Source organism: Streptomyces lavendofoliae, assembly GCF_014649735.1.
GTDB classification, from domain to species: domain Bacteria; phylum Actinomycetota; class Actinomycetes; order Streptomycetales; family Streptomycetaceae; genus Streptomyces; species Streptomyces lavendofoliae.
Window position 1 is genome coordinate 498232 of sequence record NZ_BMTP01000001.1, and the last position, 25506, is coordinate 523737.

Genomic DNA, 25506 nt, shown 5'->3' on the forward strand with positions numbered 1-25506 from the left:
GGACCCGGTCAGGCGGTGGGGCTCAGCGCCGCGTCCGGAGCCTGCGCGGGGATCGCGGTGGCCGGCGCCTGGGCCGGCCGCTCACGCAGGCTCAGCGCCAGGCGCAGCACCGCGATCCACATCAGCGACGACCCCAGCATGTGCAGGCCGACCAGGACCTCCGGCACTCCGGTGAAGTACTGCACGTACCCGATGCCACCCTGCGCCAGCAGCACCAGCAGCAGGTCACGGGCGCGCGCCCGGGTGTCGTCGGGGGCGTCCACCACGCGCAGGACGAAGAAGACGGCGAGCGCGAGAGCGCACACCGCCCAGGCGAACAGCGCGTGGACCTGGGCGACCGAGGTGTAGTCGAAGGGCATGCGCGGCACGTCGCTGCTGTCCCCCGCGTGCTTGCCGGAGCCGGTCACCGTGGTGCCCGCCGCGACGAGCAGACCGGCCACCACCACCAGCGTCCAGCCCAGCTTGCGCACCGGCCCCGGTACGCGGGGCCGCGCCGGGCCGTCGCCCTCCCCGGCGCGCAGCCAGCTGACGGTGGTCACCGTCAGCAGCGCGTTGGCGGCGAGGAAGTGGACGGCGACGGTCCACGGGTTGAGCTCCAGCCGCACCGTGATGCCGCCGATGACGGCGTTGAGCGCCACGATCCAGAACTGGAGCCAGCCCAGCCGGCTCAGCCGCCGCCGCCGCGGCTCGGCGCACCGGGCCGCCACGATGAACCAGCCCACGGCAGCCGACACCACGTACGTCAGCAGCCGGTTGCCGAACTCGATGGCTCCGTGGAGCCCCTGTTCGGACGTGGTGAAGAGGCTGTCGTCCGTGCACTTGGGCCAGGTGTCGCAGCCGAGGCCGGAACCCGTCAGCCGGACGGCGCCGCCCGTCACGATGATGACCACCGTCATGACGACGGCGGAGAGAGCGGCACGCCGGACCGTTCTGGGGGAGGGTGTCCAGCGCTGGGCGATAAAGGCGAGGGGGGTCAACACGGACACCATCGTAGGCGTCCGCTTGTGCATCGATTCACGAACCCCCCTCCCGTCACTCCCAGCGGAAGAACGCCGCCGCCGCGCCCAGCCCCAGCACCGCCCAGACCGCCAGGATCCCCGCCGCGCCCCACGGCATCGACGCCCCGCCCTGGAGCACGTCCCGCAGCCCGTCCGACAGGGCGGAGATGGGCAGCAGCTCCAGCACCGCGCGCACCGCACCGGGGAACCTCTCCAGCGGCACGATCACCCCGCCGCCCACCAGGAGCAGCAGGAACACCAGGTTCGCGGCGGCCAGCGTCGCCTCCGCCCGCAGGGTCCCGGCCATCAGCAGCCCGAGCCCGGAGAAGGCCGCCGTGCCGAGCAGCAGGAGCAGGAACACCGCCGCCGGACTGCCGTGCGGGGACCAGCCCAGCGCCAGCGCGATCACCGTCAGCAGCGCGACTTGGAGGACCTCGGTCACCAGCACCGAGGCGGTCTTGGCCGTCATCAGCGCCCACCGCGGCAGCGGTGACGCGCCGAGCCGTTTGAGCACCCCGTACCGCCGCTCGAATCCGGTCGCGATGGCCTGGCCGGTGAAGGCCGTCGACATCACGGCGAGCGCGAGGACGCCGGGTGCCAGGAAGTCCACGGCCCTGCCCTCGCCCGTGTCGACGACGTCGACCGCCGAGAACAGGACGAGCACCAGCGAGGGGATGACCACGGTGAGCAGCAGCTGCTCGCCGTTGCGCAGCAGCATCTTCGTCTCGAAGGCGGCCTGCGCGACGATCATCCGCCCGGCCGGCGCGGCTCCCGGCCGGGGCGTGTAGGTCCCGCCGCTCATGAACGCAGCTCCTTGCCGGTCAGTTCGAGGAAGACGTCTTCGAGGGTGTGCCGCTCGACCGCGATGCCGTCGGCCATCACGCCGTGCTGCGCGCACCAGGAGGCGACCGTGGCGAGCAGCTGCGGGTCGACGGTGCCGCTGATGCGGTACGCGCCCGGCGTCAGCTCGGCGGCCGCGGTGCCGTCCGGCAGCGCCTTGAGCAGCGAGCCGAGGTCGAGGCCGGGCCGGCCGGTGAAGCGGAGGGTGTTCTCGGCGCCGCCCCGGCACAGCTCCTCGGGGCTGCCCTGGGCGACGACCCGGCCGCCGTCGATGATGGCCACGTCGTCGGCGAGCTCCTCGGCCTCGTCCATGAAGTGGGTGGTGAGCACGGTGGTGACGCCGTCGGCGCGCAGCTCGCGGACCAGGTCCCAGGTGGAGCGACGGGCCTGCGGGTCGAGGCCGGCGGTCGGCTCGTCGAGGAAGACCAGCTCGGGCCGCCCGACGACGGCCATGGCGAGCGCCAGGCGCTGCTGCTGGCCGCCGGAGAGCCGCCGGTAGGCCGTCCGGCCGCAGGACCCGAGGCCGAGGCGCTCGATCAGCGCGTCCACGTCGAGGGGGTGGGCGTGGAGCCTCGCCGTGTGGCGGAGCATCTCGCCGGCGCGGGCGCCGGAGTAGACGCCGCCGGACTGGAGCATCACGCCGACGCGGGGCCGGAGCCGGGCGGCGTCGGCGACCGGGTCGAGGCCCAGGACGCGGACGGTACCGGCGTCGGGGCGGCGGTAGCCCTCGCAGGTCTCGACGGTGGTGGTCTTGCCGGCCCCGTTGGGTCCCAGGACGGCGGTGACGGTGCCCGCCCGGACGTCGAGGTCGAGGCCGTTCACCGCTGTCGTGGTCCCGTACCGCTTGACCAGGCCACGGACCTGGACGACGGACTCGTTTCGCATGGGCGGAAGTCTAGAGAGCGGCTCGGGTCGACCCGTCCGGCGGGTGGAGCCGGGATCGGGGGAAGCCCCGCGCGGGCGGCCCCCCGAGCCCCCGGCGCGGCCCTCCGCGGGACGGCGCCCACGCCCGCGACCGGGCAAAACGGGCAGGTCAGGGCCGGGTCGGCGGGTTCGTCCCACCTTCGGACCTGATCGTTTCCGCAGGTCAGGTTAGGTTTCCCTTAGTGATGTACGGCACCGTCCGCCGGTCGGGACGTCGCTTGTCAGGTCTTGAGGAATTACGCAACAATGGCGTTGTGAAAAACGTCGGTGAGGCTCCCGCGGCTCCAGCGGAGGAACTCGCGACCGGGGAGCGCTCGACGCGCAACCGGGTCGCGCGGTCCATCCTGGATCACGGCCCGTCCACCGTGGCCGAGCTCGCCAAGCGGCTCGGCCTCACCCAGGCCGCCGTCCGCCGGCATCTCGACGCCCTGGTCGCCGACGACGTCGTCGCCGCCCGCGAGCAGCGCGTCTACGGCGCGCGCACGCGAGGCCGCCCGGCGAAGGTGTTCGCCCTGACCGACTGCGGCCGGGACGCCTTCGACCAGTCCTACGACTCGCTCGCCGTCGACGCCCTGCGCTGGATCGAGCGCACCGCCGGCGGAGGTGCCGCCGGCGAGGCCGCGGTCGCCGCGTTCGCCCGGGACCGGATCGAGTCCCAGGCCGAGGCGTACCGCGAGGCGGTCGAGGCGGCGCCGCCCGAGAAGCGCGCCGAGGCGCTCGCGAGGGCCCTGAGCGCGGACGGGTACGCTGCCACGGCGCGCAACGCGCCGGTCGGACAGCAGCTCTGCCAGCACCACTGCCCGGTCGCCCACGTCGCCGAGCGGTACCCGCAGCTGTGCGAGGCTGAGACGGAGATCTTCAGCCGTCTGCTCGGCACCCACGTGCAACGACTGGCGACCATCGCGCACGGCGACGGGGTCTGCACGACGTACATCCCGCACACCACATCAACAGCATCCGCAAGCACGGCCGGGAGGAACCCCGCATGACCACCGAGATCAGCCACCCCGAGCTCGAGGGCCTGGGTCGGTACGAGTACGGCTGGGCCGACTCGGACGCGGCCGGTGCCGCCGCCAAGCGCGGTCTCTCCGAGGACGTCGTCCGCGACATCTCCGCGAAGAAGAACGAGCCGGAGTGGATGCTGAAGCTGCGGCTGAAGGGTCTGCGCCTCTTCGACAAGAAGCCCATGCCGAACTGGGGCTCCGACCTGTCGGGCATCGACTTCGACAACATCAAGTACTTCGTCCGCTCCACCGAGAAGCAGGCCGCCTCCTGGGAGGACCTGCCCGAGGACATCAAGAACACGTACGACAAGCTCGGCATCCCCGAGGCGGAGAAGCAGCGCCTCGTCGCCGGTGTCGCGGCGCAGTACGAGTCCGAGGTCGTCTACCACCAGATCCGCGAGGACCTGGAGGAGCAGGGCGTCCTCTTCCTCGACACCGACACCGCGCTCAAGGAGCACCCGGAGCTCTTCCAGGAGTACTTCGGCACGGTCATCCCGGTCGGCGACAACAAGTTCGCGTCGCTGAACACCGCGGTGTGGTCCGGCGGCTCGTTCATCTACGTCCCCAAGGGCGTGCACGTCGAGATCCCGCTCCAGGCCTACTTCCGCATCAACACGGAGAACATGGGCCAGTTCGAGCGGACGCTGATCATCGTCGACGAGGACGCCTACGTCCACTACGTCGAGGGCTGCACCGCCCCGATCTACTCCTCGGACTCGCTGCACAGCGCCGTCGTCGAGATCATCGTCAAGAAGGGCGGCCGCTGCCGCTACACGACGATCCAGAACTGGTCGAACAACGTCTACAACCTGGTCACCAAGCGTGCGGTGGCCTACGAGGGCGCGACCATGGAGTGGGTCGACGGCAACATCGGCTCCAAGGTGACGATGAAGTACCCGGCCGTCTACCTGATGGGCGAGCACGCCAAGGGCGAGACGCTGTCCATCGCCTTCGCGGGCGAGGGCCAGCACCAGGACGCCGGCGCCAAGATGGTCCACATGGCCCCGAACACCTCCTCCAACATCGTCTCCAAGTCGGTGGCGCGAGGCGGCGGCCGGACCTCCTACCGCGGTCTCATCGAGATCGGCGAGGGCGCCCCGGGCTCCAAGTCGAACGTGCTGTGCGACGCCCTGCTCGTCGACACGATCTCCCGCTCGGACACGTACCCGTACGTCGACGTCCGCGAGGACGACGTGTCCATGGGCCACGAGGCGACCGTCTCCAAGGTCTCCGAGGACCAGCTCTTCTACCTGATGAGCCGCGGCCTGTCGGAGGACGAGGCCATGGCGATGATCGTGCGCGGCTTCGTCGAGCCGATCGCCAAGGAGCTGCCCATGGAGTACGCGCTCGAGCTCAACCGGCTGATCGAGCTGCAGATGGAAGGCTCGGTGGGCTAGCAGCCCCCGGCCGTATCGATCACGTCCCCGGGCTCACCCGGTGTGAGCCCGCTGGAGCCGCCCACGGGGCGACCGGCCCCGGCCGGTCCGCCCCGCGGGCGGCGACCGCACCGAACGCAGAAAGCGAGCAGACCGACAGCCATGGCTGAGGCTCAGAATCTCCCGGCGGGCTCCACCACCGCCGGTTCCATCGCGGTGGCCGCCGAGTCCACCGTCGCGACCCGCATGAGCGCCCCCCCGTCCTTCGACGTCGCGGACTTCCCCGTCCCGCACGGCCGCGAGGAGGAGTGGCGGTTCACGCCGCTGGAGCGGCTCCGCGGTCTGCACGACGGCACCGCGATCGCCACCGGCGACGGTGTGCGCGTCGACGTGGAGGCGCCCGAGGGCGTCACCGTCGAGACCGTCGGCCGTGACGACGAGCGGCTCGGCAGGGCCGGCACTCCGGTGGACCGGGTCGCCGCCCAGGCGTACTCCTCCTTCGAGAAGGCCTCGGTCGTCACCGTGCCCAAGGAGACCGCGCTCACCGAGCCGATCCGGATCTCCGTGCACGGCCAGGGCGGCACCGCCTTCGGCCACCAGGTCGTGGAACTCGGCGCGTTCGCCGAGGCCGTCGTGGTCATCGACCACACCGGTGACGCGGTCCTCGCCGCCAACGTCGACTACGTCCTCGGGGACGGCGCCAAGCTCACCGTCGTCTCCATCCAGGACTGGGACGAGAAGGCCGTCCACGTCGCCCAGCACAACGCGCTGATCGGCCGGGACGCCTCCTTCAAGTCGGTCGTCGTCACCTTCGGCGGGGACGTCGTACGCCTCCATCCCCGCGTGACGTACGCCGCCACCGGCGGCGAGGCCGAGCTGTTCGGCCTGTACTTCACCGACAAGGGCCAGCACCAGGAGCACCGCCTCCTCGTCGACCACAACACGCCGCACTGCAAGTCGAACGTCGCCTACAAGGGCGCGCTCCAGGGCGACCAGGCCCACGCGGTGTGGATCGGTGACGTGCTCATCCAGGCCGCGGCCGAGGGCACCGACACGTACGAGATGAACCGCAACCTGGTTCTCACCGACGGCGCCCGCGTCGACTCGGTGCCGAACCTGGAGATCGAGACCGGCGAGATCGCCGGCGCCGGTCACGCCTCGGCCACCGGCCGCTTCGACGACGAGCAGCTCTTCTACCTGATGGCTCGCGGCATCCCGGAGATCGAGGCGCGCCGCCTCGTCGTCCGCGGCTTCTTCGCCGAGCTCGTCCAGCAGATCGGTCTGCCGGACGTCGAGGAGCGCCTGATCACCAAGATCGAGGCCGAGCTGGAGGCGTCCCTCTGATGCCCTTCGTCCGAGCCTGCGGGCTGAGCGAGCTGGAGGAGGACACCCCGAAGCGGGTGGAACTCGACGGCACGCCCGTCTCCGTCGTCCGGACCGAGGGCGAGGTGTTCGCGATCCACGACATCTGCTCGCACGCGAACGTCTCGCTGTCGGAGGGCGAGGTCGAGGACTGCCAGATCGAGTGCTGGCTGCACGGATCCGCCTTCGACCTCCGCACCGGCAAGCCGTCCGGCCTTCCCGCGACGCGCCCCGTCCCCGTATACCCCGTAAAGATCGAAGGGGACGATGTGCTCGTCTCCGTCACCCAGGAGTCCTGAGTCACCCATGGCAACGCTTGAAATCCGCGACCTGCACGTCTCCGTCGAGGCCGACAACGCCACGAAGGAGATCCTCAAGGGCGTCGACCTGACCGTGAAGCAGGGCGAGACCCACGCCATCATGGGCCCCAACGGCTCCGGCAAGTCGACGCTCGCGTACTCCCTCGCCGGTCACCCCAAGTACACGATCACCGGCGGCACCGTCACCCTCGACGGCGAGGACGTCCTGGAGATGTCCGTCGACGAGCGCGCCCGCGCCGGCCTCTTCCTCGCCATGCAGTACCCGGTGGAGATCCCCGGCGTCTCGGTGAGCAACTTCCTGCGCACCTCCGCCACCGCCGTCCGCGGCGAGGCCCCCAAGCTGCGCACCTGGGTGAAGGAGGTCAAGGAGGCCATGCAGCGCCTCAACATGGACCCGGCCTTCGCCGAGCGCAACGTCAACGAGGGCTTCTCCGGCGGTGAGAAGAAGCGCCACGAGATCCTCCAGCTGGAGCTCCTCCGGCCGAAGATCGCCATCCTCGACGAGACGGACTCCGGCCTCGACGTCGACGCGCTGCGCATCGTCTCCGAGGGCGTCAACCGCGTCCGCGAGTCCGGCGACGTCGGCACCCTGCTGATCACCCACTACACGCGCATCCTGCGCTACATCAAGCCGGACCACGTCCACGTCTTCGCAGGCGGCCGGATCGTCGAGTCGGGCGGCCCCGAGCTCGCCGACAAGCTGGAGGCGGAGGGCTACGAGTCCTACACGAAGGGTGGCGCATCCGCGTGACACAGCTGCCGGGCCTCCTCGACACCGAGGCGCTCCGCAAGGACTTCCCGATCCTCGACCGGGTGCTCCACGACGGCAAGAAGCTCGTGTACCTGGACAACGCGGCGACCTCGCAGACGCCGCGCCAGGTCATCGACGCCGTCAGCGAGTACTACGAGCGGCACAACGCCAACGTGCACCGCGGCGTGCACGTGCTGGCCGAGGAGGCCACGGCGCTGTACGAGGGAGCGCGCGACAAGGTCGCCGCCTTCATCAACGCGCCCAGCCGGGACGAGGTGATCTTCACCAAGAACGCCTCGGAGTCGCTCAACCTCGTCGCCAACATGCTGGGCTGGGCCGACGAGCCCTACCGCGTCGACCGTGAGACCGAGATCGTCATCACGGAGATGGAGCACCACTCCAACATCGTTCCGTGGCAGCTGCTCTCGCAGCGCACCGGCGCGAAGCTGAAGTGGTTCGGGCTGACCGACGACGGCCGTCTCGACCTGTCGAACATCGACGAGATCATCACCGAGAAGACGAAGATCGTCTCCTTCACGCTGGTCTCGAACATCATGGGCACCGTCAACCCGGTCGAGGCGATAGTGCGCCGCGCCCAGGACGTCGGCGCCCTGGTGCTGATCGACGCCTCGCAGGCCGCGCCGCACATGCCGCTGGACGTGCAGGCCCTCCAGGCCGACTTCGTCGCCTTCACCGGCCACAAGATGTGCGGTCCGACCGGCATCGGCGTGCTGTGGGGCCGCCAGGAGCTGCTGGAGGACCTCCCGCCGTTCCTCGGTGGCGGCGAGATGATCGAGACCGTCTCCATGAGTTCGTCGACCTACGCCCCGGCACCGCACAAGTTCGAGGCGGGCACGCCCCCGATCGCGCAGGCCGTGGGTCTCGGCGCGGCGGTGGACTACCTCACCTCGATCGGCATGGAGAACGTCGCGCGCCACGAGCACGCGATCACCGAGTACGCGGTCCGCCGCCTCCAGGAGGTCCCGGACCTGCGGATCATCGGCCCGGTGACGGCCGAGGACCGCGGCGCGGCGATCTCCTTCGTCCTCGGCGACATCCACCCGCACGACGTCGGCCAGGTCCTCGACGAGCAGGGCATCGCCGTCCGGGTCGGCCACCACTGCGCCCGGCCGGTCTGCCTGCGGTACGGAATTCCTGCGACCACGCGGGCGTCGTTCTATCTGTACTCCACTCCGGCCGAGGTCGACGCCCTGGTCGAGGGACTGGAGCACGTCCGGAACTTCTTCGGCTAGGAGCGGGTGTGAAGCTGGATTCGATGTACCAGGACGTCATCCTGGATCACTACAAGCATCCGCACGGGCGGGGCTTGCGGGACGGCGACGCCGAGGTGCACCACGTCAACCCGACGTGCGGCGACGAGATCACGCTGCGCGTGAAGTACGACGGTTCGCGGATCGCGGACGTGTCGTACGAGGGCCAGGGCTGTTCCATCAGCCAGGCGTCCGCCTCCGTCCTGAACGAACTCCTCGTGGGCAAGGAGCTCGCCGAGGCGCAGCGTATCCAGGCCACGTTCCTGGAGCTGATGCAGTCCAAGGGCAAGGTCGAGCCCGACGACGCGATGGAGGAGGTGCTGGAGGACGCGGTCGCGTTCGCCGGCGTCTCCAAGTACCCGGCCCGGGTCAAGTGCGCCCTGCTGAGCTGGATGGCCTGGAAGGACGCGACCGCCCAGGCGATGGGCGACGGCGCGGAGAGGAAGACGGCATGAGCGAGAACCAGACGGCCGAGATGAAGCCGGCGTCCGAGGAGGAGGTCCGCGAGGCGCTGTACGACGTCGTCGACCCCGAGCTGGGCATCGACGTCGTCAACCTCGGCCTCATCTACGGCATCCACATCGACGACTCCAACATCGCGACGCTGGACATGACGCTGACGTCGGCGGCCTGTCCGCTGACCGACGTGATCGAGGACCAGGCGAAGGCCGCGACGGACGGCATCGTCAACGAACTGAAGATCAACTGGGTCTGGATGCCGCCGTGGGGCCCGGACAAGATCACGGACGACGGCCGCGAGCAGCTGCGCGCGCTCGGGTTCAACGTCTGATCCAGGCGCCCGGTCCCACGGGACCACGGCACCTCCGGTTTTTCGGCTGCGACGGCCATGCCCGCCAGGCACACTGGCGGGCATGGCCGTTTCCCTGTACCAGATCGCCATCGACGCCCACGACGCCCCGGCCCTCGCCCGGTTCTGGACCGGGGTCCTGGACTGGCGGGTCCTCTACGAGGACGACGAGGAGGTCGTCATCGGGGCGGACGAGCACGCGATGCCGGGCATCGTCCTCCTCCCCGTACCCGAGGGGAAGACGGTCAAGAACCGGCTGCACCTGGACCTGACGCCCGACGACCAGGACGCCGAGGTGGAGCGGATCATCGGCCTCGGGGCCCGGCGGGTGGACGTCGGGCAGGGCGACGACGTGACCTGGGTGGTCCTGGCGGACCCCGAGGGCAACGAGTTCTGCGTCCTGCGGCCGAAGAAGTCCCTCACGGGGTGAGGCCGCCCGGCCGCACGCCGGCGGCCTCGGCCAGCGCGGGCGCCAGGTTCTCCTCGCGGATGCGCCGGTCGACGTACAGCAGGGCCGTGACCAGCTGGGGGAAGGCGGCCGTGACGATCTGCGCGACGAGCTGGGCGAGCAGGGCGAAGGCGAGCGTGGTGACCAGCAGGGTCACGACCAGGGTGGTGTCGGGCGAGGCGTCCGACAGGCCCGCGCCGGGCAGGGCGCTCAGGAACTGGAACGGCAGCTGGATGAGGTATCCGGTCACGGCCGCCATGAGCGACGCCAGCAGTGTGATCCCGAACGTCCGCCACCAGGCGCCCCGCACCAGCCGCGAGGAGCGCCGCAGCGCGGCGACCGCCCCCCGCCCCTCGAAGACGGCGGCGGCCGGGGCGAAGCTGAAGCGCACCCACAGCCAGATCGCCGGCGGACCGGTGACCAGCACGCCGACCACCCCCGCCAGCGCCCACCAGCCGGCGCCCGGATATTCCTGGGGCGGGGCCAGGAGCGCCACGAACATCCCGACCAGCGCGAGGGCCATCAGCAGGAGCGGGACCGCCGCTATCAGGCCCGTCAGCAGCACCGTGCCCAGCACCGCCCCCAGCCGGGACCGCACCCGGCGCCACACGGTGCCGATGGTCGTGGGGCGGCCCAGGACGGCGTCCTGGAGGACGGCGGGGCAGCTCGCGTAGACCACCGCGTTGGCAGTCAGCAGGAGCAGCGTGCCGAGGGCGTACAGGCCGCCGAAGGCGCCCAGCAGCGTCGGTAGGTCGTCCCGCCCCGCGTCCTCCAGCCGGTCCCGGAGCGCCAGGAAGGCGAGGACCAGGCCGCCGCCGAGGACCACGGTGGCCGTGCCGTAGGCCGCGAAGGCCAGGCCGAGCAGCTGCTTCCAGTGGCGTCCGAGCGTGGCGAGCGCGCCGCTGAGGAGGTCGGAGACGGAGAGCGGGGCGAGAGGGACGACGCCCGGCTCGGGCGGCGGGGGAGGGGGCGTCCAGCCGCCGCCCCAGCCGTAGGGGCCGCCGGGCGGCGGTCCGGCGGGCGGTCCCGGCGGCGGTCCGGCGGGCGGTCCGGCCGGCGGCCCCCACCCCGTGTGCTGCGACATGCGTCCCCGTTCCCCTCGTACTGGTGTGTGACTGCCGTGCACACGGTAGCCGCCGGGTGAGTGCGCTCGGCGCGCACGCGGTCCCGACGGCGCGGAGTACGCCCCGGGACGCGGGCCGGCCGATCGCCGTGAACCCGGCGGGACCCCGCGGGGAACAGGGGTGTGACCACACCCGCCAGAGACGGAGATCCCGTGACCGGCCCGCCGGACAACGACGCCGGTGTCAGCGCCGCGTCCCCGAACCGCCCGGAGGCATTCGCCGAGCCGTACCACCGGTACGCGCCGGCATCCACCGGTACGCCACCCGGCGCCTCGGGGACACGGTCGCCGACGACATCACCGCCGGAACCCTCCTCGCCCGGCCCGCTCCGGTACGGGGGCGCGGGGCGGGCGACCGGGAGATGAGACCGGTTCGCCCGGGCGGCGGGGCGCCGGTTAGGTTTCTGGCATGACTTCTGCACCCCGTACCACCGGCGCCGTCGCCGCCGGCCTCGCCACCATCGCCGGCGACGGCACCGTTCTCGACACCTGGTTCCCGGCCCCCGAGCTCGTCGCCGAGCCGGGACCCGCGGGGACCGAGCGGCTCACCTCCGACCAGGCCGTGAACCTCCTCGGCGAGGGCGCCGCCAAGGCCCTCGGCGTCGACGCGCGGCGCGGCGTCGAGGTCGTCGCCGTCCGTACCGTCATCGCCTCGCTCGACGACAAGCCGCTGGACGCCCACGACGCCTACCTGCGCCTGCACCTGCTCAGCCACCGGCTGGTCAAGCCGCACGGGCAGAACCTGGACGGCGTCTTCGGGCTGCTCGCCAACGTCGCCTGGACCTCGCTGGGGCCCGTGGCGGTCGACGACGTGGAGAAGGTCCGGCTGAACGCCCGCGCCGAGGGCCTGCACCTCCAGGTCACCAGCGTCGACAAGTTCCCGCGCATGACGGACTACGTCGCGCCCAAGGGTGTCCGCATCGCCGACGCCGACCGCGTCCGGCTCGGCGCGCACCTGGCCGCCGGGACGACCGTCATGCACGAGGGCTTCGTCAACTTCAACGCCGGCACGCTCGGCACCTCGATGGTCGAGGGCCGCATCTCCGCGGGCGTCGTCATCGGCGACGGCAGCGACATCGGCGGCGGGGCCTCCACCATGGGCACCCTGTCCGGCGGCGGCAACGTCGTCATCTCCGTCGGCGAGCGCTGCCTGATCGGTGCCGAGGCGGGCGTCGGCATCGCGCTCGGCGACGAGTGCGTCGTCGAGGCCGGCCTCTACATCACCGCCGGAACGCGCGTGACGATGCCGGACGGTCAGATCGTCAAGGCGCGCGAGCTGTCCGGCGCGTCGAACATCCTCTTCCGCCGCAACTCGGTCACCGGCACCGTGGAGGCCCGCCCCAACAACGCGGTGTGGGGCGGACTCAACGACATCCTCCACAGCCACAACTGAATCGTGTGAGGGTGCGTAACCTTTCCGCCACTCGGGTGGATAAGCAGGGCGCACACGATCGTACGAATCGGCGAGGCGAGGGACGGATCATATGAAAATCGGCAGGCTCATCATCCCGGGCCTCCTCGCGCTGGTGGCGGCGCTGGCGCCCGGTGCCGCCCACGCCGACGAGGCCCACCGCGCCTCGGGCCCAGGGCCCCACCTCACGCTGGTGTCGATCGGTCAGATCGACGACCCGATGGAGGACGTGCTGGAGCACGTCGCCGTCCTCGGTCACAACGAGGTCGTCGGTTCCTGAGCCGGTTCCTCGCACACCGCCGCAGCCCGTCGGCCGCCTCCCGGCCGGCGGGCTGCGGCGTTCGCGTGCGCGGACCGGGGCACCGTCCGTCCAGCGGCTCCCCCGGGGCCGGGGAGCGGAAGCCGGCCGGCGCACGACGTCGTAGGCGTTCTTGATTCTCACGCGGTCATGGGTGAGCGCTGCTGAAGAGTGGGCTGGTTGCGCGGTCGCTCGACGGGGTACCCGATGCTTCCCGTACGAGATGGGAGGCGATCCGCGTGGCCGGAGAACCGTCGGTCGGCGAGCTGGTGAAGCAGGCGTCTGAACAGCTCTCCGACCTGGTGAAGACCGAGATGCGCACCGCGCAGGCCGAGATGATGCAGAAGGGGAAGCGCGCCGGCAAGGGCGGCGGGATGCTGGGGGCCGCGGCGGCCGTCGGCTACGTCGGCCTCATCGGGGTGTGGGCGACCGTGGCCGCCGCGCTGGCGGTGGCGCTCGACGTGTGGGCCGCCGTGCTCATCGCGACCGTGCTGTTCCTGATCCTGGCCGGTGTCCTCGCCGTGCTGGGCCGCGCGCAGCTGAAGCGCGCCGTGCCGCCGAAGCCGGAGCGGGCGATCGACGGCGTGCGCTCGGACGTCCACGAGATCAAGGAGAGGGTCCACCGATGACGCGGGACACGCACCACACCCCTGGACCTGACGAACTCCGCCTCCAGGCGGCACGCAAGCGGCAGGAACTGGGCGAGACCATCGACCAGCTCATGGCCAAGACGGACGTGAAGGCGCGCGCCGCCCACCTGGTGCACGACAAGACCCCGGAGCCGGTGCGTGAACACTCACGACCGCTCCTCGCGGCGGTCGCCGCCGTGGTGGTCGCGGGTGTGGTGCTCTGGCAGTTGCGACGCAGTGGAAAGTGGGGATGAGGACGGGAATGGCGAAGCAGAAGAGGAAGCGCAAGCAGAAGCTGCTCTACCGGCCGGTGGGCATCTTGCTGGGCATGGCGAGCGGTGCCGTGGCCAGCACGCTGTTCGCCAAGGCGTGGGCGGCGATCGGGGACGGCGACGCCCCGGACGCCATGGACGAGGAGCGGGAGTGGAAGGAGATCCTTCTCGCCGCCGCCGTCCAGGGCGCGATCTTCGCGGTGGTCAAGGCGGCGGTCGACCGCTCCGGCGCCATGGGCGTCCGGCGCGTCACGGGCTCCTGGCCGGGCTGACCGGCGCAGAGCCGGGGGCGGGTGGCCGAGCCGCACCGGTGCGCGGCCGTATCCGGGATCCGGGTACGGCCGCGCGGCCGTGTCCGGACAAGGCCCCGCGGGTGGTTGACCTCGACCGCGCTTGACCTTTCAGCATGGTCATGGCCGCCCCGCACGGGGTGGCGCGGCGTCCGTCATCATCCGAGGGGACACCCATGACCGTAATCGACGAAGCCGCCGCGGCCCGTCCGGACCTCCGCCGCCCCGGCGTCGGTGTCGTCGAGGTCGACACGTGGCGCGTCGGGACGCCGGAGCGGCAGCGGGCCGCCGTCGACGCCGTCGCGGCGGCCTGACGCAGCCGCGACCGGCCGGACCCGGGGCTGTCTCGTACCGCGTGTACACCGGCGTGGACGGGGACACGCTGCTGTACTACGCGCAGTGGACGGACGAGCGGGCCCGCCAGGACTTCGCCCGGACCCGGCGGGACGACCGGAACGCCGGCCCCGACGCCGCCGTGCCGGGTGCCGTGCGCAGCGCCCCGAGGCCCTGCGCGCTGTACCGCAGCGGCCTGCTGAACGCCGCGGCGGTACACGCCCGCGCCGAGGTCGGGCGCGGGCGTGTCCTGACCGGCGTCAGGGGCGGAAGCGCAGCACCTGCGGGTCGTGGTCGCTGTTCTGCTCGGCGAACTCGGCGTTGATGTGCACGCTGTCGTACTCGAAGCGGCGGATCGACGGGCTGGTCAGGATCTGGTCCAGCACCTGGCTGTTGCCCTGGTAGACGTACGAGTAGCGCTCGCTGCGCGGCAGCGAGGTGACCGCCGCGTGGAGCGCGCCCCCGTCGGTCAGCGCCCGCGTCGTCGCGGAGAACTCGAAGTCGTTGATGTCGCCGAGGACCACGACGTCGGCGGTGCGCTGCACCTGGAGGACGTCCTTGACGAAGGCGTTGACGGCCTGCGCCTGCTGAAGCCGCTTGGCCTCGGAGGAACGGTTCGGCGGCTGGTGGTGCGAGACCAGCGACTCGTCACCGCCCTTCGACCCGAAGTGGTTGGCGATGACGAAGACCGTCCGGCCCCGGAAGGTGAACTCGCCGGCCAGCGGCTTGCGGCTGTTGTCCCACGCGGTGTTCGCCGGGTCGATCCGGCCGGGGGAGTGGGTGAGGGCCGCCCGGCCCTTCTCCCGCACGACACCGGTCGCGGTGGCCGCGTCGCCGCCCGCGCGGTCGGTGAACGACACGCGCTCGGGGTTGAAGAGGAAGACCTGGCGGATGTTGCCGCCGGGCTCGCCGCCGTCCTTGTTGTTCGCCGGGTCGATGCCGCGCCACTCGTACGCCGGGCCGCCGGCCGCGACGATCGCGTCGGTGAACTTCTTCAGCGTCTGATCGGCGGCGACCGTGCCGTCGTTCTTCGCGCCGTTGTCGTCCTGGATCTCCTCCAGGGCGAGGATGTCCGGCGAGGCCAGGTTCTCCACGACGGCCTTCGCCAGCGCGTCGAACTTCTCCTGGGCGTCCGTCGGGTCGAGGTTCTCGACGTTGTACGTCGCCACCGCCAGCTCGCCGCGGTGCTGCTTCTCGGTGCTCTCCCGCTCCAGGCCCCGGTCGGCGACCGTGCCCAGGGTGCGGGCGGTGAGGGTGTAGCCGCCGAACTGGTTGAAGTCCAGCGGGCCCTCGGTGGTCCCGGTCAGCCAGTCGCCCACGTTCGCCTTCGGGAACGGCGTCTGCGAGATCGGGACCAGCGACTGGATCTGCAGGCGGCCGGTGTTCTGCGCGGTGTACGAGCCGTACACCGCGCCGCCGCGCCGGTTGTCGTTCTCGTGCGGCTTCACCGTCACCCAGAGCTCGTTGTACGGGTCGGTCGCGCCGACGACCCGGGAGGAGCCGATCCGGATGTTGGTGCCCTCCAGGGACTCGTAGTAGTCCAGGGCGTAACGGCCCGGCTCCAGCGTCCGGCCGTTGACGGAGCCGCCGGCCGCCGGGTCGCCCTCGGGGGCGTACGCGGCGGGGACGGAGCGCGCCGAGACCACGACCGGCGCGGGGACCGGGTTGCCGGAGGAGGTGACGGTGACGGCCGGCTTGGTGATCTGGGTGAGCGACTGGTTGCCGGAGGAGGCCCCGCCGGGGACGTACTCGGTGACCGTGCCGGAGACGGTGACCGCGTCACCGACGGCGACGGTGGGCGCGGAGCCGGTGTAGACGAAGACGCCCTCGCTGGTGGCGGGGTTGTCGTCCGCCTGCGTGTCCTGCAACCAGAAGCCGCGCGAGCCGTAGGTCCGTACGCCGGTGACGACGCCGGTCACCCCGGTGACCTGCTGCCCGGCGAGCGGGGATATCCGGGTGGTGCCCTGGATGTCGTGGACGCGCACCGCGTCGGCCGTGTCGGCGGCCGTGGCCGGCCCCGTGGCCAGCAGGCCCGCGGCGAGGGCGGCGGCGAGGACGGCCGAGACGGCGGCGGTGCGGGGCGCGGTGCGCGACAGCGGCGACGCGGACGTCCGCGCGGTTCTCGGCAGGGAGGAAGGCATCACGGGCTCCGATGGGGTTCGTGGGAGGTACTGAGGGGTAGCTCTACGCGCGTCAATCTCTGGTCTGGGGCCTGTCCTTGTCAAGGGTTCGCGGGTGGACGGGTCTTGACCGGTACATGAACTGCCGGGAGGGGGTCCGAATACGTCTACGCTGGGGGCCGCCCGACCCCCACGTACGTGCCGAGGAGAAACCGCTGATGTCGTCGGATCGCCCCACTCTGCCGCCGGTGCGGCTGCCCTCGGACGCGGAGCTGGCGCGGGACGCGCTCGTCGCCCCGCTGCTCGCCAGGGCCGTTCGGCTCGCCCGCTGGGCGGGGCCGGAGACCCGGGTCGGCGCCGGCGGCGAACTCGTCGAGGACCAGCTCCCGGCCGCAGCCGAGGCGCTCGGGCTCACACCGGACGACGACGGGGCGGCGTACGCCAGCGAGGCGTGGCGGGTCGCCGTCGACACCGGACTCGTGGTGGTCGAGGAGCCGCAGGACGACGAGGGCGGCGGTGAGGACGGCTCCGTCGAGGCGGGCGGGCAGCTCGCCCTGGTCACCGGCGGCGCGCCGCAGGACGTCCTCGCGCTGTGGCTCGACGCCCTGGAGACGGCGCTCGCCGACGCGACCGCGCCGCTGCTCGACGACCTCGCCGGCCTCCTCGGCGAGGACGGCGACCTCGACCTGGACGCGCTGGACTGGGACCCGCAGGCCGAGGCCGAGTTCCTCGACGGCGTCCTCGGCAACCTGTACCTCCTCACCGTCACCGAGGGCGGCTCCGGGGACGCGCCCGTACCGCTGCCGGCGCTCGCCGCGTCGATGATCGTGCCCGACGACATGGGCGAGCCGACCGACGACATCCTGGAGCAGGTCTCCGACGCGATGATGCGGCTGGACGACCAGTTCCAGGTACTGGAGCCGGTCGGGCTCGTCGAGTACCAGCCGGTCGACGAGTCGCTCATGGCCGAGGAGGGCGAGGAGCCCGCCCCGGCCCAGGAGGGCGACGACGAGGACGTGTCCCGGTACGGCATGGTCCGGCTCACCCCGCTCGGGCTGTACGGCGTCCGCGCTCGGATGCTGGAGGCGGGAGTGGACGCCCCCGCGGTCGGCGACCTGGCCGACAAGGGCGCGGACGTCCTCCTCGACGGGGTCGCCCGCTACCCGGAGGCGTCGGCGCGGGCCGAGACGCACGCGTGGCTGGCCCGCCGGGAGCCGCTGCCGGCCGCGCGCGAACTGCTCGCCGCCGCCAAGGGCACGGACGCCGGCTCGCCGCTGCGCCGGCTCCACTGCCAGCAGGCGCTGTCCCTGGTGGGCGCCGAGGCGGAGCCGGCGGTACGGGAGGTCCTCGACGACCCCGAGCTGGGCGGCCTCGCGCGGGTCTGGCTCGCGGAGCGCGAGGCGGCGGACGTGCCGGCACCGCCGGAGCCGATGATCTTCTGGCTGGCCATCGACACGATCGCCGCGCAGCTGGACGCGGTCGGCGGTGGGGACCTGGAGGAACTCCAGGAGCTGGTCGAGGGGCTGACGAGCCGGCACGGCGGGTTCTTCGACTCCGCGTGGCGGGTGGAGCACCCGGCCACGCCGGAGGTCCTGGAGGCGATGGGCCGGCTGCACCGCGACAAGCGGGTGGCCAAGGAGGCGCGCAAGGCCGCGTTCAAGGCCCGGTCCCGGACGGCTGACTGAGCCGGGGACTCGGCCCCGGTGCCGCCGGGGCCGCACCGGGCGGGGGCGGTCAGGTACGCAGGTGGGAGGCGCCGTTGAGGTCGAGGACGGTGCCGGAGGACCATTCGGCGGCCGGTGAGGCGAGCCAGAGGACCGCCGCCGCGATCTCCTCCGGCGTGGCCACCCGGCCGAAGGGGCTCTGGGCGCGGATCGCGGCGCCTTCCGGGCCGGTGAGGCGGGGCGCGACGCGCTCCGTCGCGAAGAAGCCGGGGGCGACCGAGGCGACGGCGATGCCGTGCGGGGCGAGGGAGACCGCCAGCGACTGGCCGAGGGCGTGCACGGCCGCCTTGGTGGCGCCGTAGGCGGGGTGGTCCGGCTCGCCCCGGAAGGCGCCGCGCGACCCGATGTTGACGATGCGTCCGCCCGTACCCTGGTCGATCATGCGGCGGGCGGCCAGGTGGCTCAGGTGCGCGGTGGCGAGCAGATTGACGGCGACGTGGTGCTGCCAGGCCGCCACCCACGCGTCGTACGGGGTCTCGGGGAGTGGGTGCGGGGTGTTGACCGCCGCGTTGTTGACGAGGACGTCCAGGCCACCGAGCGCGTCGGCGGCGGCGTCGGCGATCCGGGCCGCCTCCGCCGGGTCGGTGAGGTCGCCGCCCGTCAGGACGTGGCCCGTGCCCGGCAGGGACGCCAGCGTGGCGCGCGCCTCGTCGGCGCGTGAGCCGTAGTGCACCGCGACCCGGTCGCCGTTCCGGGCGAACGCCCGGGCGACGGCGCGGCCGAGGCCCCGGGACGCCCCGCTGACGAGCACCCGGCGGCCGGTGTCCGGAACGTTCATGGGTACGCCTTTCGGTGGAAGTGAGATGCCGTCACCGGGGCGCCGGGGGCCAGGCGTCGGCGGCCAGCACGCCCAGCACGTACGCGCGGGCCACGAGCGCCGTACGGCCCGGCACGCCCCAGCGCCGGCAGAGGCGGGTCAGGTGGTAGTTGACGCCGTCCACGGTGAGGCCCACCGAGCGGGCGATCCGCTCGGTGGTCGCCCCCGACGCGGCGAGAGCGAGGATCCGCTTCTCGGTACCGGTCACCTCGACGGCCGCGGGGCGGGCCGGCTCCGCCCGGGTGCCGAGCACGTTCAGCAGCACCAGCAGCCACAGCGGGGCGTCCGCCGAGTCGCTGACCGTGTCGGCGGTCAGCTCCCCGTACCGCCCGCGCCCGTCCGGCCCCGTCCACTCCACCCGCATCGGGTAACGGGAGCGGCGGCCCCGCCGGACGGCCTCGACGATCCGGTGGACCTGCTCCGCCGAGCTGGGGTGGAACAGCTCCAGGACGTTCCGCCCCGGCAGCCGGCCCGGACTCGTGCCCCACTCCGCCGCCATGGCCGGGTTGGCCAGCAGCACCACCCCGTCGGTCCGGCACACCGCGACCGGCACCGGCACCCGGTCGAACACCAGCAGCGCGCGGTTGCGCCAGTCGACGAGGTCCCCGTTCTCGAGAATGTCCTGCGGCATGCCGTGCATGGCACTACAGAATCATGTAGAGGACGCGCCGGAGCGGGCGGGTGCCCGGGGCCACGCTGAAGGGCATGAGCAACGACACCTCCGTCCCCGTCGTCGACATCTCCGGCACCGGGGTGACGGACACTCCCCTCCAGCAGGTCATGGACCTGCTCCGCGAGCACGGCCCCGTGATCCGGCGCCGGCTGCACGGCCGGGACACCCTCTTCGTCGCCGACGCCGGCCTGGTCGCCGACCTCTGCGACGAGGAACGGTTCGCCAAGCATGTCGGCCCCGCCCTGGAGAACGTCCGGGAGTTCACCGCAGACGGGCTGTTCACCGCGTACGACGACGAACCCAACTGGGCGAAGGCGCACGACGTGCTGATGCCCGCCTTCGCACTCGGGTCGATGCGCGCCTACCACCCGGTGATGCTGCGGGTGGCGCGGCGCCTGATCCGTTCCTGGGACGCGCACGCCGCGGGGGGAACCCCCGTCGACGTGCCCGAGGACATGACCCGGATGACCCTCGACACCATCGGCCTCGCCGGATTCGGCTACGACTTCGGGTCGTTCGGGCGTGCCGAGCCGCATCCCTTCGTCCAGGCCATGGTCCGCTGCCTGGAGTGGTCCATGAACCGTCTCGGGCGCGCGCCCGGCGGGGACCACGGCGCCGAGGACGCGGCGTTCCGCGCCGACGCCGGCTACCTGGCCTCGGTCGTGGACGAGGTGATCACCGCACGCGGGGGAGCGCGCGGGGGGACGGGCGGGGCGGCGGGCGACCCGGGGCAGGACGACCTGATGGGGCTGATGCTCGGCTCCGGCCTGGATCACGAGAACATCCGCAACCAGGTGATCACGTTCCTCATCGCCGGGCACGAGACGACGTCCGGCGCCCTGTCGTTCGCCCTGTACTACCTGGTGAAGCACCCCGGTGAACTGCGCGCCGTGCAGCGCGAGGTGGACGAGCTGTGGGGCGGCACGGCGGAGGTGGAGCCCACGTTCGAGGAGATCGGCCTGCTGCGCCGCACCCGGCAGGTCCTCAACGAGGCGCTGCGGCTGTGGCCGACGGCCGCGGCGTTCAGCCGCCGCGCGCGCGTGGACACCCTCCTGGGCGGCCGGATCCCGCTGCGGGCGGGCGACGCGGCCACCGTCGTCGTGCCGGCGCTGCACCGCGACGCGGCCGTCTGGGGCGACAACCCCGAGCTGTTCGACCCGTCCCGGTTCGACCCGGAGGCGGAGGCGGAGGCGGCCCGCCCGGTCCACGCCTACAAGCCCTTCGGCACCGGGGAACGCGCCTGCATCGGGCGGCAGTTCGCGCTGCACGAGGCGACGATGCTGCTCGCCATGCTCGTGCACCGGTTCCGGCCCGTCGACCACGACGGCTACCGGCTGCGCGTCAAGGAGTCGCTCACGCTCAAGCCGGACGGCTTCACGCTGACGCTCCTGCCCCGTACGGAGCGGTTCGCCCGCCGCGCGGAGGCGGTCGTGACCGGGGACGGCGTGCGCGGCGCCGGCCGCGTGCTGCCCGGGACGGAGCTGCTGGTGCTGCACGGCAGCAACTACGGTACGTGCCGGGGCTTCGCCGGGGACCTGGCGGCCGCGGCGGAGGGCATCGGCTGCGCGACGGAGGTGGCGCCGCTGGACGCGTACGAGGACGGCCCGCCCGCCGGCCGGCCGGTCGTGATCGTCGCCGCCTCCTACAACGGCCGTCCGACGGACGACGCGACCGGGTTCGCCGAGTGGCTGGAGAAGGCGGAGGCGGGCTCGGCGGACGGGGTCCGGTACGCCGTGCTGGGCGTCGGCGACCGCAACTGGGCCGCCACCTACCAGCGGGTGCCCGGTTTCGTCGACGAGCGCCTCGCGGACCTGGGCGGCGACCGGCTGCTGGCGCGGGGGGAGGCGGACGCGTCCGGCGACCTGGGCGGAGCGGTGCGCGCGTTCACCGGTCGGCTCCTCGCGGCGCTCCTGGAACGCTACGGCGATCCCGCGTCCCGGGCGGCGAGCGGCGGCGGCTCCCCGGCGGGGGCGACGAGCGGAGTCCGCGCGTCCCAGGCGGCCGGCGGCGGCCCCGCGTACACCGTCACCGAGCTGACGGGCGGCCCGCTCGGCGAGGCGGCGCGCCGGTACGGCCTCGTCCCCATGACGGTGACCGGCAGCCGGAGCCTGACCGGGCCGGGGTACGCGCGCGTGAAGCGGTTCGTACGGCTGGCGCTGCCCGAAGGGGTCACCTACCGCACGGCCGACCACCTCACCGTGCTGCCCGCCAACGCGCCCGCGCAGGTGGATCGCGCGATCCGCCTCCTGGGCGCCGACCCGGACACCGTGCTGAGCATCGTCCCGGCCGGGTCCGGGCGCCCCGCCCTCGCGGTCGACCGGCCCGTGACCGTACGCGACCTGCTCACCCACCACGTGGACCTCGGCCACCGGCCGGGCGCCGCACAGCTGGTCCGGCTGGCCGACCTGAATCCCTGCCCGCCCGAGAAGGCCGCCCTGCGCGCGGCCCGCCCCGGCGGGGCCACCCTCGCGGAGCTGATCGAGGCGTATCCGGCGCTCCGCGAGGCGCTGCCCTGGCCGGTGCTGCTGGAACTGCTGGAGCCGATGCGGCCGCGCACGTACTCGGTGTCGTCGTCACCGGCCGTGGACCCGCGCCACGTGGACCTGATGGTGTCGGCCGCCGCCCCGGGCACGGGCTCGGCGTACCTCGCCGCCGTGCGGCCCGGGGACACGGTCCTGGCCCGGGTCCAGCCGTGCCGGGAGGCGTTCCGGATCGGGCACGGCCGCGAACCGCTGATCCTGGTCGCCGCCGGGACGGGGCTCGCGCCCTTCCGGGGCGTCGTCGCCGACCGGCGCGCCCTGCTGGCGGCCGGTACGACCGGGCTGGGGCCGGCCGTGCTCTACTTCGGCTGCGACGCCCCGGAGGCCGACTACCTGCACGCCGACGAGCTGCGGGCGGCCGAGGCCGAGCGCGCGGTCTCGGTCCGGCCGGTGTTCAGCGAGGCCCCGGTCGCCGGCGCGCGGTTCGTCCAGCACCGCGTCGACGCGGAGTCGGCCGAGCTGTGGCCGCTGCTCCGGGCGGGCGCGCGGGTGTACGTGTGCGGGGACGCGACGAGGATGGCGCCCGGTGTGCGGGACGCGTTCCGCACGCTGTACGCGCGGCACACGCCGGGCGCCGGCGACGAGGAGGCCCGGGCCTGGCTGGACCGCCTCGTCGCGGAGGGCCGCTACGTCGAGGACGTCTACGGGGCGGGTCCTACAGCGCCTGCGCGGCCGGCTTGACCATGCCGCGCACGGTCCGCGACTTCACGAAATCGCCCATCGCCGTCATCTCCCACTCGCCGGTGAACTGCTTGATCAGCTTCGCCATCATGACGCCGGTCTGCGGCTCGGCGGAGGTGAGGTCGAAGCGGACCAGCTCCTCGCCGGTGGCCGCGTCCATCAGCCGGCAGTACGCCTTGGCGACCTCGGTGAACTTCTGGCCGGAGAAGGAGTTCACCGTGAAGACCAGGCCGGTGGCGTCGGCGGGCAGGCGGCCCAGGTCGACCACGATCACCTCGTCGTCGCCCGCGCCCTCGCCCGTCAGGTTGTCGCCGGAGTGCTTGACGGCGCCGTTCAGGATGGTCAGCTTGCCGAAGTAGCAGCTGTCCAGGTGGTTGCGCTGGGGGCCGTAGGCGATGACGGAGGCGTCGAGGTCGATGTCCTTGCCCCGGAACGCGGGCTCCCAGCCGAGGCCCATCTTGACCTGCGAGAGGAGGGGGCGGCCGTTCTTGACGAGGGAGACGGTCTGGTTCTTCTGGAGGTTGACCCGGCCCTTGTCGAGGTTGATCTTCCCGGCTCCGGGGGCGGGTGCCGGGGCAGCGGCGGGAGGGGCCGGGGGCGCGGCCTGGGCGGCGGGCGCGGCGGGTGCCGGGGGCGTCGCAGCTGCCCGGGCCGGAGCCGGGGCCTGCGCCGGGGCGGCCTGCGCCGGCTCCTCGTCGACCGAGACACCGAAGTCGGTGGCGATGCCGGCCAGCCCGTCGGCGTACCCCTGGCCCACGGCGCGGGCCTTCCAGACGCCGTTGCGGAGGTAGACCTCCACCACCACCAGCGCGGTCTCCGTGCCGAGCCGCGGCGGAGTGAAGGTGGCGAGCACGCTGCCGCCGTCGGCGTCGCGGATGGTCGCGGTGGGTTCGATGCCCTGGAACGTCTGCCCGGCGGCGTCCGGACTCGCCGTGACGACGATCTTCTCGATGCCCGGCGGCACGGCGGCCGTGTCCACGATGATCGCGTCCGGTGCCGTGCCGCCGCCCGACCGGTAGGTCACGCCCGGGCCGGCCGGCTGGTTGTAGAAGATGAAGTCGTCGTCGGAGCGCACCTTGCCGTCGGCGGTGAGCAGCAGGCCCGATACGTCGAGCCGCACGGGCGCGGCGACGTCCACCGCCACACGGGTGACGGGAAGCGGGATGTTCGAGCCGGGGGTCATAGCTGTCATGCCGGGGTAACGAGCGACATCGCTTTGCCGTTCCCTTACCTACGGCCACTCCGGTTACGCGGATGGTCGCGGGCGGCCCGCTCGTTGCCGTGCTTGTACGCGCCGGTCCACCGGGCCATCACCAGCTGGGCGTCACCCGATTCCGCTTCGGTGAGGAACCGCTCCGCGCGGGAGCCCCGCAGAGTCCCCGCGGGGCGGTCCCGGTGGGTGATCTCGACGGTGCCGTCGGCGTGGCGCGCGTAGCGGAAACCTTGGGGTCGGGGCATGGGCCGCATCCTGCCCGGCCGGCGCCGCGCCCGTCATCCGGTTATCAGTGCGGCCACTGCGGCGGGTTGGTGCAGAAGTGGCCGCCGAGGTGGGCGTGGTCGGGGTTGGCGTCGTCGAGTTCGCCCTGTTCGGCGACGAGCGCGGCGGCGTACCGCTCGGAGTCGTCCTGCGGCTCGTAGCCGAGCGCCCGGGCCGACGAGAGGTCCCACCACAGGCGGGTGTTGGCGGACGAGCCGTACACGACGGTGTGCCCGACGTCCCCGGCGGTGAGGGCGGCGTGGAAGAGACGGGCACAGTCGGCGGGGCTCATCCACACCGAGAGCATCCGCACGGAGGTGGGCCGGGGGAAGCAGGAGCCGATCCGCACGGAGACGGTCTCCACCCCGTGCAGGTCCCAGTAGAGCTGGGCCAGGTCCTCGCCGAAGCACTTGGACAGGCCGTAGTGGGTGTCGGGGCGGCGCGGGGTGTCGACCGGGATCAACGGGTCCTCCGCGCGCGGGCGCGGGGTGAACCCGACGGCGTGGTTGCTGGAGGCGAACACGATCCGGGCCACCCCCTCCTCGCGCGCGGCCTCGTAGAGGTTGTACGTGCCCGCGATGTTGGCGCGCAGGATCTTCTCGAAGGGGGCTTCCAGCGAGATGCCCGCGAGGTGGATGATCGCGTCGACGCCCCGGACGGCCTCGCGCAGGGCTTCCCGGTCGGCGAGGTCGGCGGCGATCGCGCCGGGCTCGCCCTCGACGGGGACGACGTCGAGGAGGCGCAGTTCGTATCCGTACGCGGGCAGCAGCTCGCGCATGAGGGTGCCGAGGCCGCCGGCGGCTCCGGTGAGCAGGACCGTGCGGGGAGCGGGCATGGGCGGATCTCCTTGATGGGCGGACGGCACACATACCTGGGCCGCATTCACATGCGTGGACACGCTAGAGAGCGATCGAGAGCACCGTCAAGGGGGGCGGGACCCGCCGAGCACGTCTCCGAGTCGCCGGTTTTCCGTCCATCCCCCGCCTTGACCGGCCCGAGGGGGCGGGTCTAGCGTG

At 72.7% G+C, this 25506-nt stretch carries 27 protein-coding genes; 17 read left to right on the top strand and 10 right to left on the bottom strand.

Annotated elements, in window-relative coordinates:
* Window positions 1-8: 8 nt before the first annotated feature.
* From IE109_RS02225 to IE109_RS02235, 3 genes are read right to left on the bottom strand one after another with little or no spacing between them, the layout of a single operon-like run.
* Complete coding sequence (locus IE109_RS02225; RefSeq protein ID WP_229890451.1) at window positions 9-989, bottom strand: COX15/CtaA family protein; 981 nt, start codon at window positions 987-989, stop codon at window positions 9-11.
* 43 nt (window positions 990-1032) lie between these two features.
* Entirely contained in the window at window positions 1033-1800 is a 768-nt protein-coding gene (locus IE109_RS02230; RefSeq protein ID WP_189548680.1) for an ABC transporter permease, read from the bottom strand.
* Window positions 1797-2723: an ABC transporter ATP-binding protein gene (locus tag IE109_RS02235; RefSeq protein WP_189548681.1), complete on the bottom strand. Its 927-nt coding sequence runs from the start codon at window positions 2721-2723 to the stop codon at window positions 1797-1799. The genes IE109_RS02230 and IE109_RS02235 overlap by 4 nt, the downstream gene beginning before the upstream one ends.
* Before the next feature lie 293 nt (window positions 2724-3016).
* Between IE109_RS02235 and IE109_RS02240 the strand changes: the two genes are divergently transcribed.
* From IE109_RS02240 to IE109_RS02280, 9 genes are all read left to right on the top strand, one after another.
* The gene (locus IE109_RS02240; RefSeq protein WP_189548682.1) at window positions 3017-3751 is read left to right on the top strand and encodes a helix-turn-helix transcriptional regulator; all 735 of its coding nucleotides are present in this window, start codon (window positions 3017-3019) and stop codon (window positions 3749-3751) included.
* Window positions 3748-5163 (top strand): Fe-S cluster assembly protein SufB, encoded by a 1416-nt coding sequence (sufB, locus tag IE109_RS02245; protein ID WP_189548683.1) that lies wholly within the window; start codon window positions 3748-3750, stop codon window positions 5161-5163. The genes IE109_RS02240 and sufB overlap by 4 nt, the downstream gene beginning before the upstream one ends.
* Before the next feature lie 141 nt (window positions 5164-5304).
* The gene (sufD, locus tag IE109_RS02250; RefSeq protein WP_189548684.1) at window positions 5305-6486 is read left to right on the top strand and encodes a Fe-S cluster assembly protein SufD; all 1182 of its coding nucleotides are present in this window, start codon (window positions 5305-5307) and stop codon (window positions 6484-6486) included.
* Window positions 6486-6803 carry a non-heme iron oxygenase ferredoxin subunit gene (locus IE109_RS02255; protein ID WP_064073103.1) on the top strand — a complete coding sequence of 106 codons (318 nt, stop codon included), beginning with the start codon at window positions 6486-6488 and terminating at the stop codon, window positions 6801-6803. The genes sufD and IE109_RS02255 overlap by 1 nt, the downstream gene beginning before the upstream one ends.
* A 7-nt stretch (window positions 6804-6810) precedes the next feature.
* Window positions 6811-7575 (top strand): Fe-S cluster assembly ATPase SufC, encoded by a 765-nt coding sequence (sufC, locus tag IE109_RS02260; RefSeq protein ID WP_189548685.1) that lies wholly within the window; start codon window positions 6811-6813, stop codon window positions 7573-7575.
* Complete coding sequence (locus IE109_RS02265; protein ID WP_189548686.1) at window positions 7572-8828, top strand: cysteine desulfurase; 1257 nt, start codon at window positions 7572-7574, stop codon at window positions 8826-8828. The genes sufC and IE109_RS02265 overlap by 4 nt, the downstream gene beginning before the upstream one ends.
* 8 nt (window positions 8829-8836) lie before the next feature.
* On the top strand, window positions 8837-9301 hold the full coding sequence (gene sufU / locus IE109_RS02270; protein ID WP_189548687.1) for a Fe-S cluster assembly sulfur transfer protein SufU: 465 nt from the start codon (window positions 8837-8839) through the stop codon (window positions 9299-9301).
* A complete protein-coding gene (locus tag IE109_RS02275; RefSeq protein WP_189548688.1) occupies window positions 9298-9636 on the top strand; it encodes a metal-sulfur cluster assembly factor in 339 nt (112 codons plus the stop codon). The genes sufU and IE109_RS02275 overlap by 4 nt, the downstream gene beginning before the upstream one ends.
* Before the next feature lie 82 nt (window positions 9637-9718).
* Complete coding sequence (locus tag IE109_RS02280) at window positions 9719-10084, top strand: VOC family protein (protein ID WP_189548689.1); 366 nt, start codon at window positions 9719-9721, stop codon at window positions 10082-10084.
* Here the strand turns inward: IE109_RS02280 and IE109_RS02285 are convergent.
* Window positions 10074-11186, bottom strand: a complete 1113-nt coding sequence (locus tag IE109_RS02285) for a DUF7847 domain-containing protein (RefSeq protein ID WP_189548690.1) — start codon at window positions 11184-11186, stop codon at window positions 10074-10076. The genes IE109_RS02280 and IE109_RS02285 overlap by 11 nt on opposite strands.
* Before the next feature lie 448 nt (window positions 11187-11634).
* On the opposite strand from IE109_RS02285, the gene dapD reads away from it, so the two are divergent.
* The 6 genes from dapD (at window position 11635) to IE109_RS02315 (ending at window position 14439) form a co-directional block, all read left to right on the top strand.
* The gene (gene dapD / locus IE109_RS02290; RefSeq protein WP_189548691.1) at window positions 11635-12618 is read left to right on the top strand and encodes a 2,3,4,5-tetrahydropyridine-2,6-dicarboxylate N-succinyltransferase; all 984 of its coding nucleotides are present in this window, start codon (window positions 11635-11637) and stop codon (window positions 12616-12618) included.
* A gap of 91 nt (window positions 12619-12709) precedes the next feature.
* On the top strand, window positions 12710-12916 hold the full coding sequence (locus IE109_RS02295; protein ID WP_189548692.1) for a hypothetical protein: 207 nt from the start codon (window positions 12710-12712) through the stop codon (window positions 12914-12916).
* A 257-nt stretch (window positions 12917-13173) separates the two neighbouring features.
* The gene (locus IE109_RS02300) at window positions 13174-13563 is read left to right on the top strand and encodes a phage holin family protein (protein ID WP_229890453.1); all 390 of its coding nucleotides are present in this window, start codon (window positions 13174-13176) and stop codon (window positions 13561-13563) included.
* Window positions 13560-13817, top strand: coding sequence for a DUF3618 domain-containing protein (locus IE109_RS02305; protein WP_189548693.1), 258 nt, complete (start codon window positions 13560-13562; stop codon window positions 13815-13817). The genes IE109_RS02300 and IE109_RS02305 overlap by 4 nt, the downstream gene beginning before the upstream one ends.
* An 8-nt stretch (window positions 13818-13825) precedes the next feature.
* Window positions 13826-14107, top strand: a complete 282-nt coding sequence (locus tag IE109_RS02310; RefSeq protein WP_189548694.1) for a DUF4235 domain-containing protein — start codon at window positions 13826-13828, stop codon at window positions 14105-14107.
* 194 nt (window positions 14108-14301) lie between these two features.
* Window positions 14302-14439 (top strand): hypothetical protein, encoded by a 138-nt coding sequence (locus IE109_RS02315; protein ID WP_189548695.1) that lies wholly within the window; start codon window positions 14302-14304, stop codon window positions 14437-14439.
* A 279-nt stretch (window positions 14440-14718) separates the two neighbouring features.
* On the opposite strand, the gene IE109_RS02320 is transcribed toward IE109_RS02315, so the two are convergent.
* Window positions 14719-16599, bottom strand: a complete 1881-nt coding sequence (locus IE109_RS02320) for a DUF8508 domain-containing protein (RefSeq protein ID WP_189548696.1) — start codon at window positions 16597-16599, stop codon at window positions 14719-14721.
* A gap of 197 nt (window positions 16600-16796) precedes the next feature.
* Between IE109_RS02320 and IE109_RS02325 the strand changes: the two genes are divergently transcribed.
* Window positions 16797-18263 (top strand): amino acid adenylation domain-containing protein, encoded by a 1467-nt coding sequence (locus tag IE109_RS02325; protein WP_189548697.1) that lies wholly within the window; start codon window positions 16797-16799, stop codon window positions 18261-18263.
* A gap of 49 nt (window positions 18264-18312) precedes the next feature.
* Here the strand turns inward: IE109_RS02325 and IE109_RS02330 are convergent, their stop codons facing one another.
* Together IE109_RS02330 and IE109_RS02335 are read right to left on the bottom strand one after the other, a co-directional pair.
* On the bottom strand, window positions 18313-19080 hold the full coding sequence (locus IE109_RS02330; RefSeq protein WP_189548698.1) for an SDR family NAD(P)-dependent oxidoreductase: 768 nt from the start codon (window positions 19078-19080) through the stop codon (window positions 18313-18315).
* 31 nt (window positions 19081-19111) lie between these two features.
* Window positions 19112-19750 (bottom strand): helix-turn-helix transcriptional regulator, encoded by a 639-nt coding sequence (locus IE109_RS02335; RefSeq protein WP_189548699.1) that lies wholly within the window; start codon window positions 19748-19750, stop codon window positions 19112-19114.
* Window positions 19751-19824: 74 nt separating this feature from the next.
* Here IE109_RS02335 and IE109_RS02340 point away from each other — a divergent pair, with 74 nt between their 5' ends.
* Entirely contained in the window at window positions 19825-23013 is a 3189-nt protein-coding gene (locus IE109_RS02340) for a cytochrome P450 (RefSeq protein ID WP_189548700.1), read from the top strand.
* On the opposite strand, the gene IE109_RS02345 is transcribed toward IE109_RS02340, so the two are convergent.
* The 3 genes from IE109_RS02345 to IE109_RS02355 are packed head-to-tail and all read right to left on the bottom strand — an operon-like array spanning window position 22988 to window position 25325.
* A complete protein-coding gene (locus tag IE109_RS02345; protein WP_189548842.1) occupies window positions 22988-24196 on the bottom strand; it encodes a TerD family protein in 1209 nt (402 codons plus the stop codon). The two genes, IE109_RS02340 and IE109_RS02345, sit on opposite strands and share 26 nt — an antisense overlap.
* A 44-nt stretch (window positions 24197-24240) precedes the next feature.
* The gene (locus IE109_RS02350) at window positions 24241-24471 is read right to left on the bottom strand and encodes a hypothetical protein (RefSeq protein WP_189548701.1); all 231 of its coding nucleotides are present in this window, start codon (window positions 24469-24471) and stop codon (window positions 24241-24243) included.
* 44 nt (window positions 24472-24515) lie between these two features.
* Window positions 24516-25325 carry an NAD-dependent epimerase/dehydratase family protein gene (locus tag IE109_RS02355; protein WP_189548702.1) on the bottom strand — a complete coding sequence of 270 codons (810 nt, stop codon included), beginning with the start codon at window positions 25323-25325 and terminating at the stop codon, window positions 24516-24518.
* Window positions 25326-25506: the final 181 nt, after the last annotated feature.

Excerpts from the sequence above, each read along its gene's own strand:
- IE109_RS02345 (WP_189548842.1), bottom strand. The coding sequence starts at position 24,196 with ATGACCCCCGGCTCGAACATCCCGCTTCCCGTCACCCGTGTGGCGGTG.
- IE109_RS02315 (WP_189548695.1), top strand. The coding sequence starts at position 14,302 with ATGACCGTAATCGACGAAGCCGCCGCGGCCCGTCCGGACCTCCGCCGC.
- IE109_RS02230 (WP_189548680.1), bottom strand. The coding sequence starts at position 1,800 with ATGAGCGGCGGGACCTACACGCCCCGGCCGGGAGCCGCGCCGGCCGGG.
- sufC (WP_189548685.1), top strand. The coding sequence starts at position 6,811 with ATGGCAACGCTTGAAATCCGCGACCTGCACGTCTCCGTCGAGGCCGAC.
- IE109_RS02340 (WP_189548700.1), top strand. The coding sequence starts at position 19,825 with ATGAGCAACGACACCTCCGTCCCCGTCGTCGACATCTCCGGCACCGGG.
- IE109_RS02255 (WP_064073103.1), top strand. The coding sequence starts at position 6,486 with ATGCCCTTCGTCCGAGCCTGCGGGCTGAGCGAGCTGGAGGAGGACACC.
- dapD (WP_189548691.1), top strand. The coding sequence starts at position 11,635 with ATGACTTCTGCACCCCGTACCACCGGCGCCGTCGCCGCCGGCCTCGCC.
- sufD (WP_189548684.1), top strand. The coding sequence starts at position 5,305 with ATGGCTGAGGCTCAGAATCTCCCGGCGGGCTCCACCACCGCCGGTTCC.
- IE109_RS02225 (WP_229890451.1), bottom strand. The coding sequence starts at position 989 with ATGGTGTCCGTGTTGACCCCCCTCGCCTTTATCGCCCAGCGCTGGACA.
- IE109_RS02330 (WP_189548698.1), bottom strand. The coding sequence starts at position 19,080 with ATGAACGTTCCGGACACCGGCCGCCGGGTGCTCGTCAGCGGGGCGTCC.
- IE109_RS02235 (WP_189548681.1), bottom strand. The coding sequence starts at position 2,723 with ATGCGAAACGAGTCCGTCGTCCAGGTCCGTGGCCTGGTCAAGCGGTAC.
- IE109_RS02335 (WP_189548699.1), bottom strand. The coding sequence starts at position 19,750 with ATGCCGCAGGACATTCTCGAGAACGGGGACCTCGTCGACTGGCGCAAC.
- IE109_RS02325 (WP_189548697.1), top strand. The coding sequence starts at position 16,797 with ATGTCGTCGGATCGCCCCACTCTGCCGCCGGTGCGGCTGCCCTCGGAC.
- IE109_RS02320 (WP_189548696.1), bottom strand. The coding sequence starts at position 16,599 with ATGCCTTCCTCCCTGCCGAGAACCGCGCGGACGTCCGCGTCGCCGCTG.
- IE109_RS02280 (WP_189548689.1), top strand. The coding sequence starts at position 9,719 with ATGGCCGTTTCCCTGTACCAGATCGCCATCGACGCCCACGACGCCCCG.
- IE109_RS02305 (WP_189548693.1), top strand. The coding sequence starts at position 13,560 with ATGACGCGGGACACGCACCACACCCCTGGACCTGACGAACTCCGCCTC.
- IE109_RS02355 (WP_189548702.1), bottom strand. The coding sequence starts at position 25,325 with ATGCCCGCTCCCCGCACGGTCCTGCTCACCGGAGCCGCCGGCGGCCTC.
- sufB (WP_189548683.1), top strand. The coding sequence starts at position 3,748 with ATGACCACCGAGATCAGCCACCCCGAGCTCGAGGGCCTGGGTCGGTAC.
- IE109_RS02350 (WP_189548701.1), bottom strand. The coding sequence starts at position 24,471 with ATGCCCCGACCCCAAGGTTTCCGCTACGCGCGCCACGCCGACGGCACC.
- IE109_RS02285 (WP_189548690.1), bottom strand. The coding sequence starts at position 11,186 with ATGTCGCAGCACACGGGGTGGGGGCCGCCGGCCGGACCGCCCGCCGGA.
- IE109_RS02310 (WP_189548694.1), top strand. The coding sequence starts at position 13,826 with ATGGCGAAGCAGAAGAGGAAGCGCAAGCAGAAGCTGCTCTACCGGCCG.
- IE109_RS02275 (WP_189548688.1), top strand. The coding sequence starts at position 9,298 with ATGAGCGAGAACCAGACGGCCGAGATGAAGCCGGCGTCCGAGGAGGAG.
- IE109_RS02295 (WP_189548692.1), top strand. The coding sequence starts at position 12,710 with ATGAAAATCGGCAGGCTCATCATCCCGGGCCTCCTCGCGCTGGTGGCG.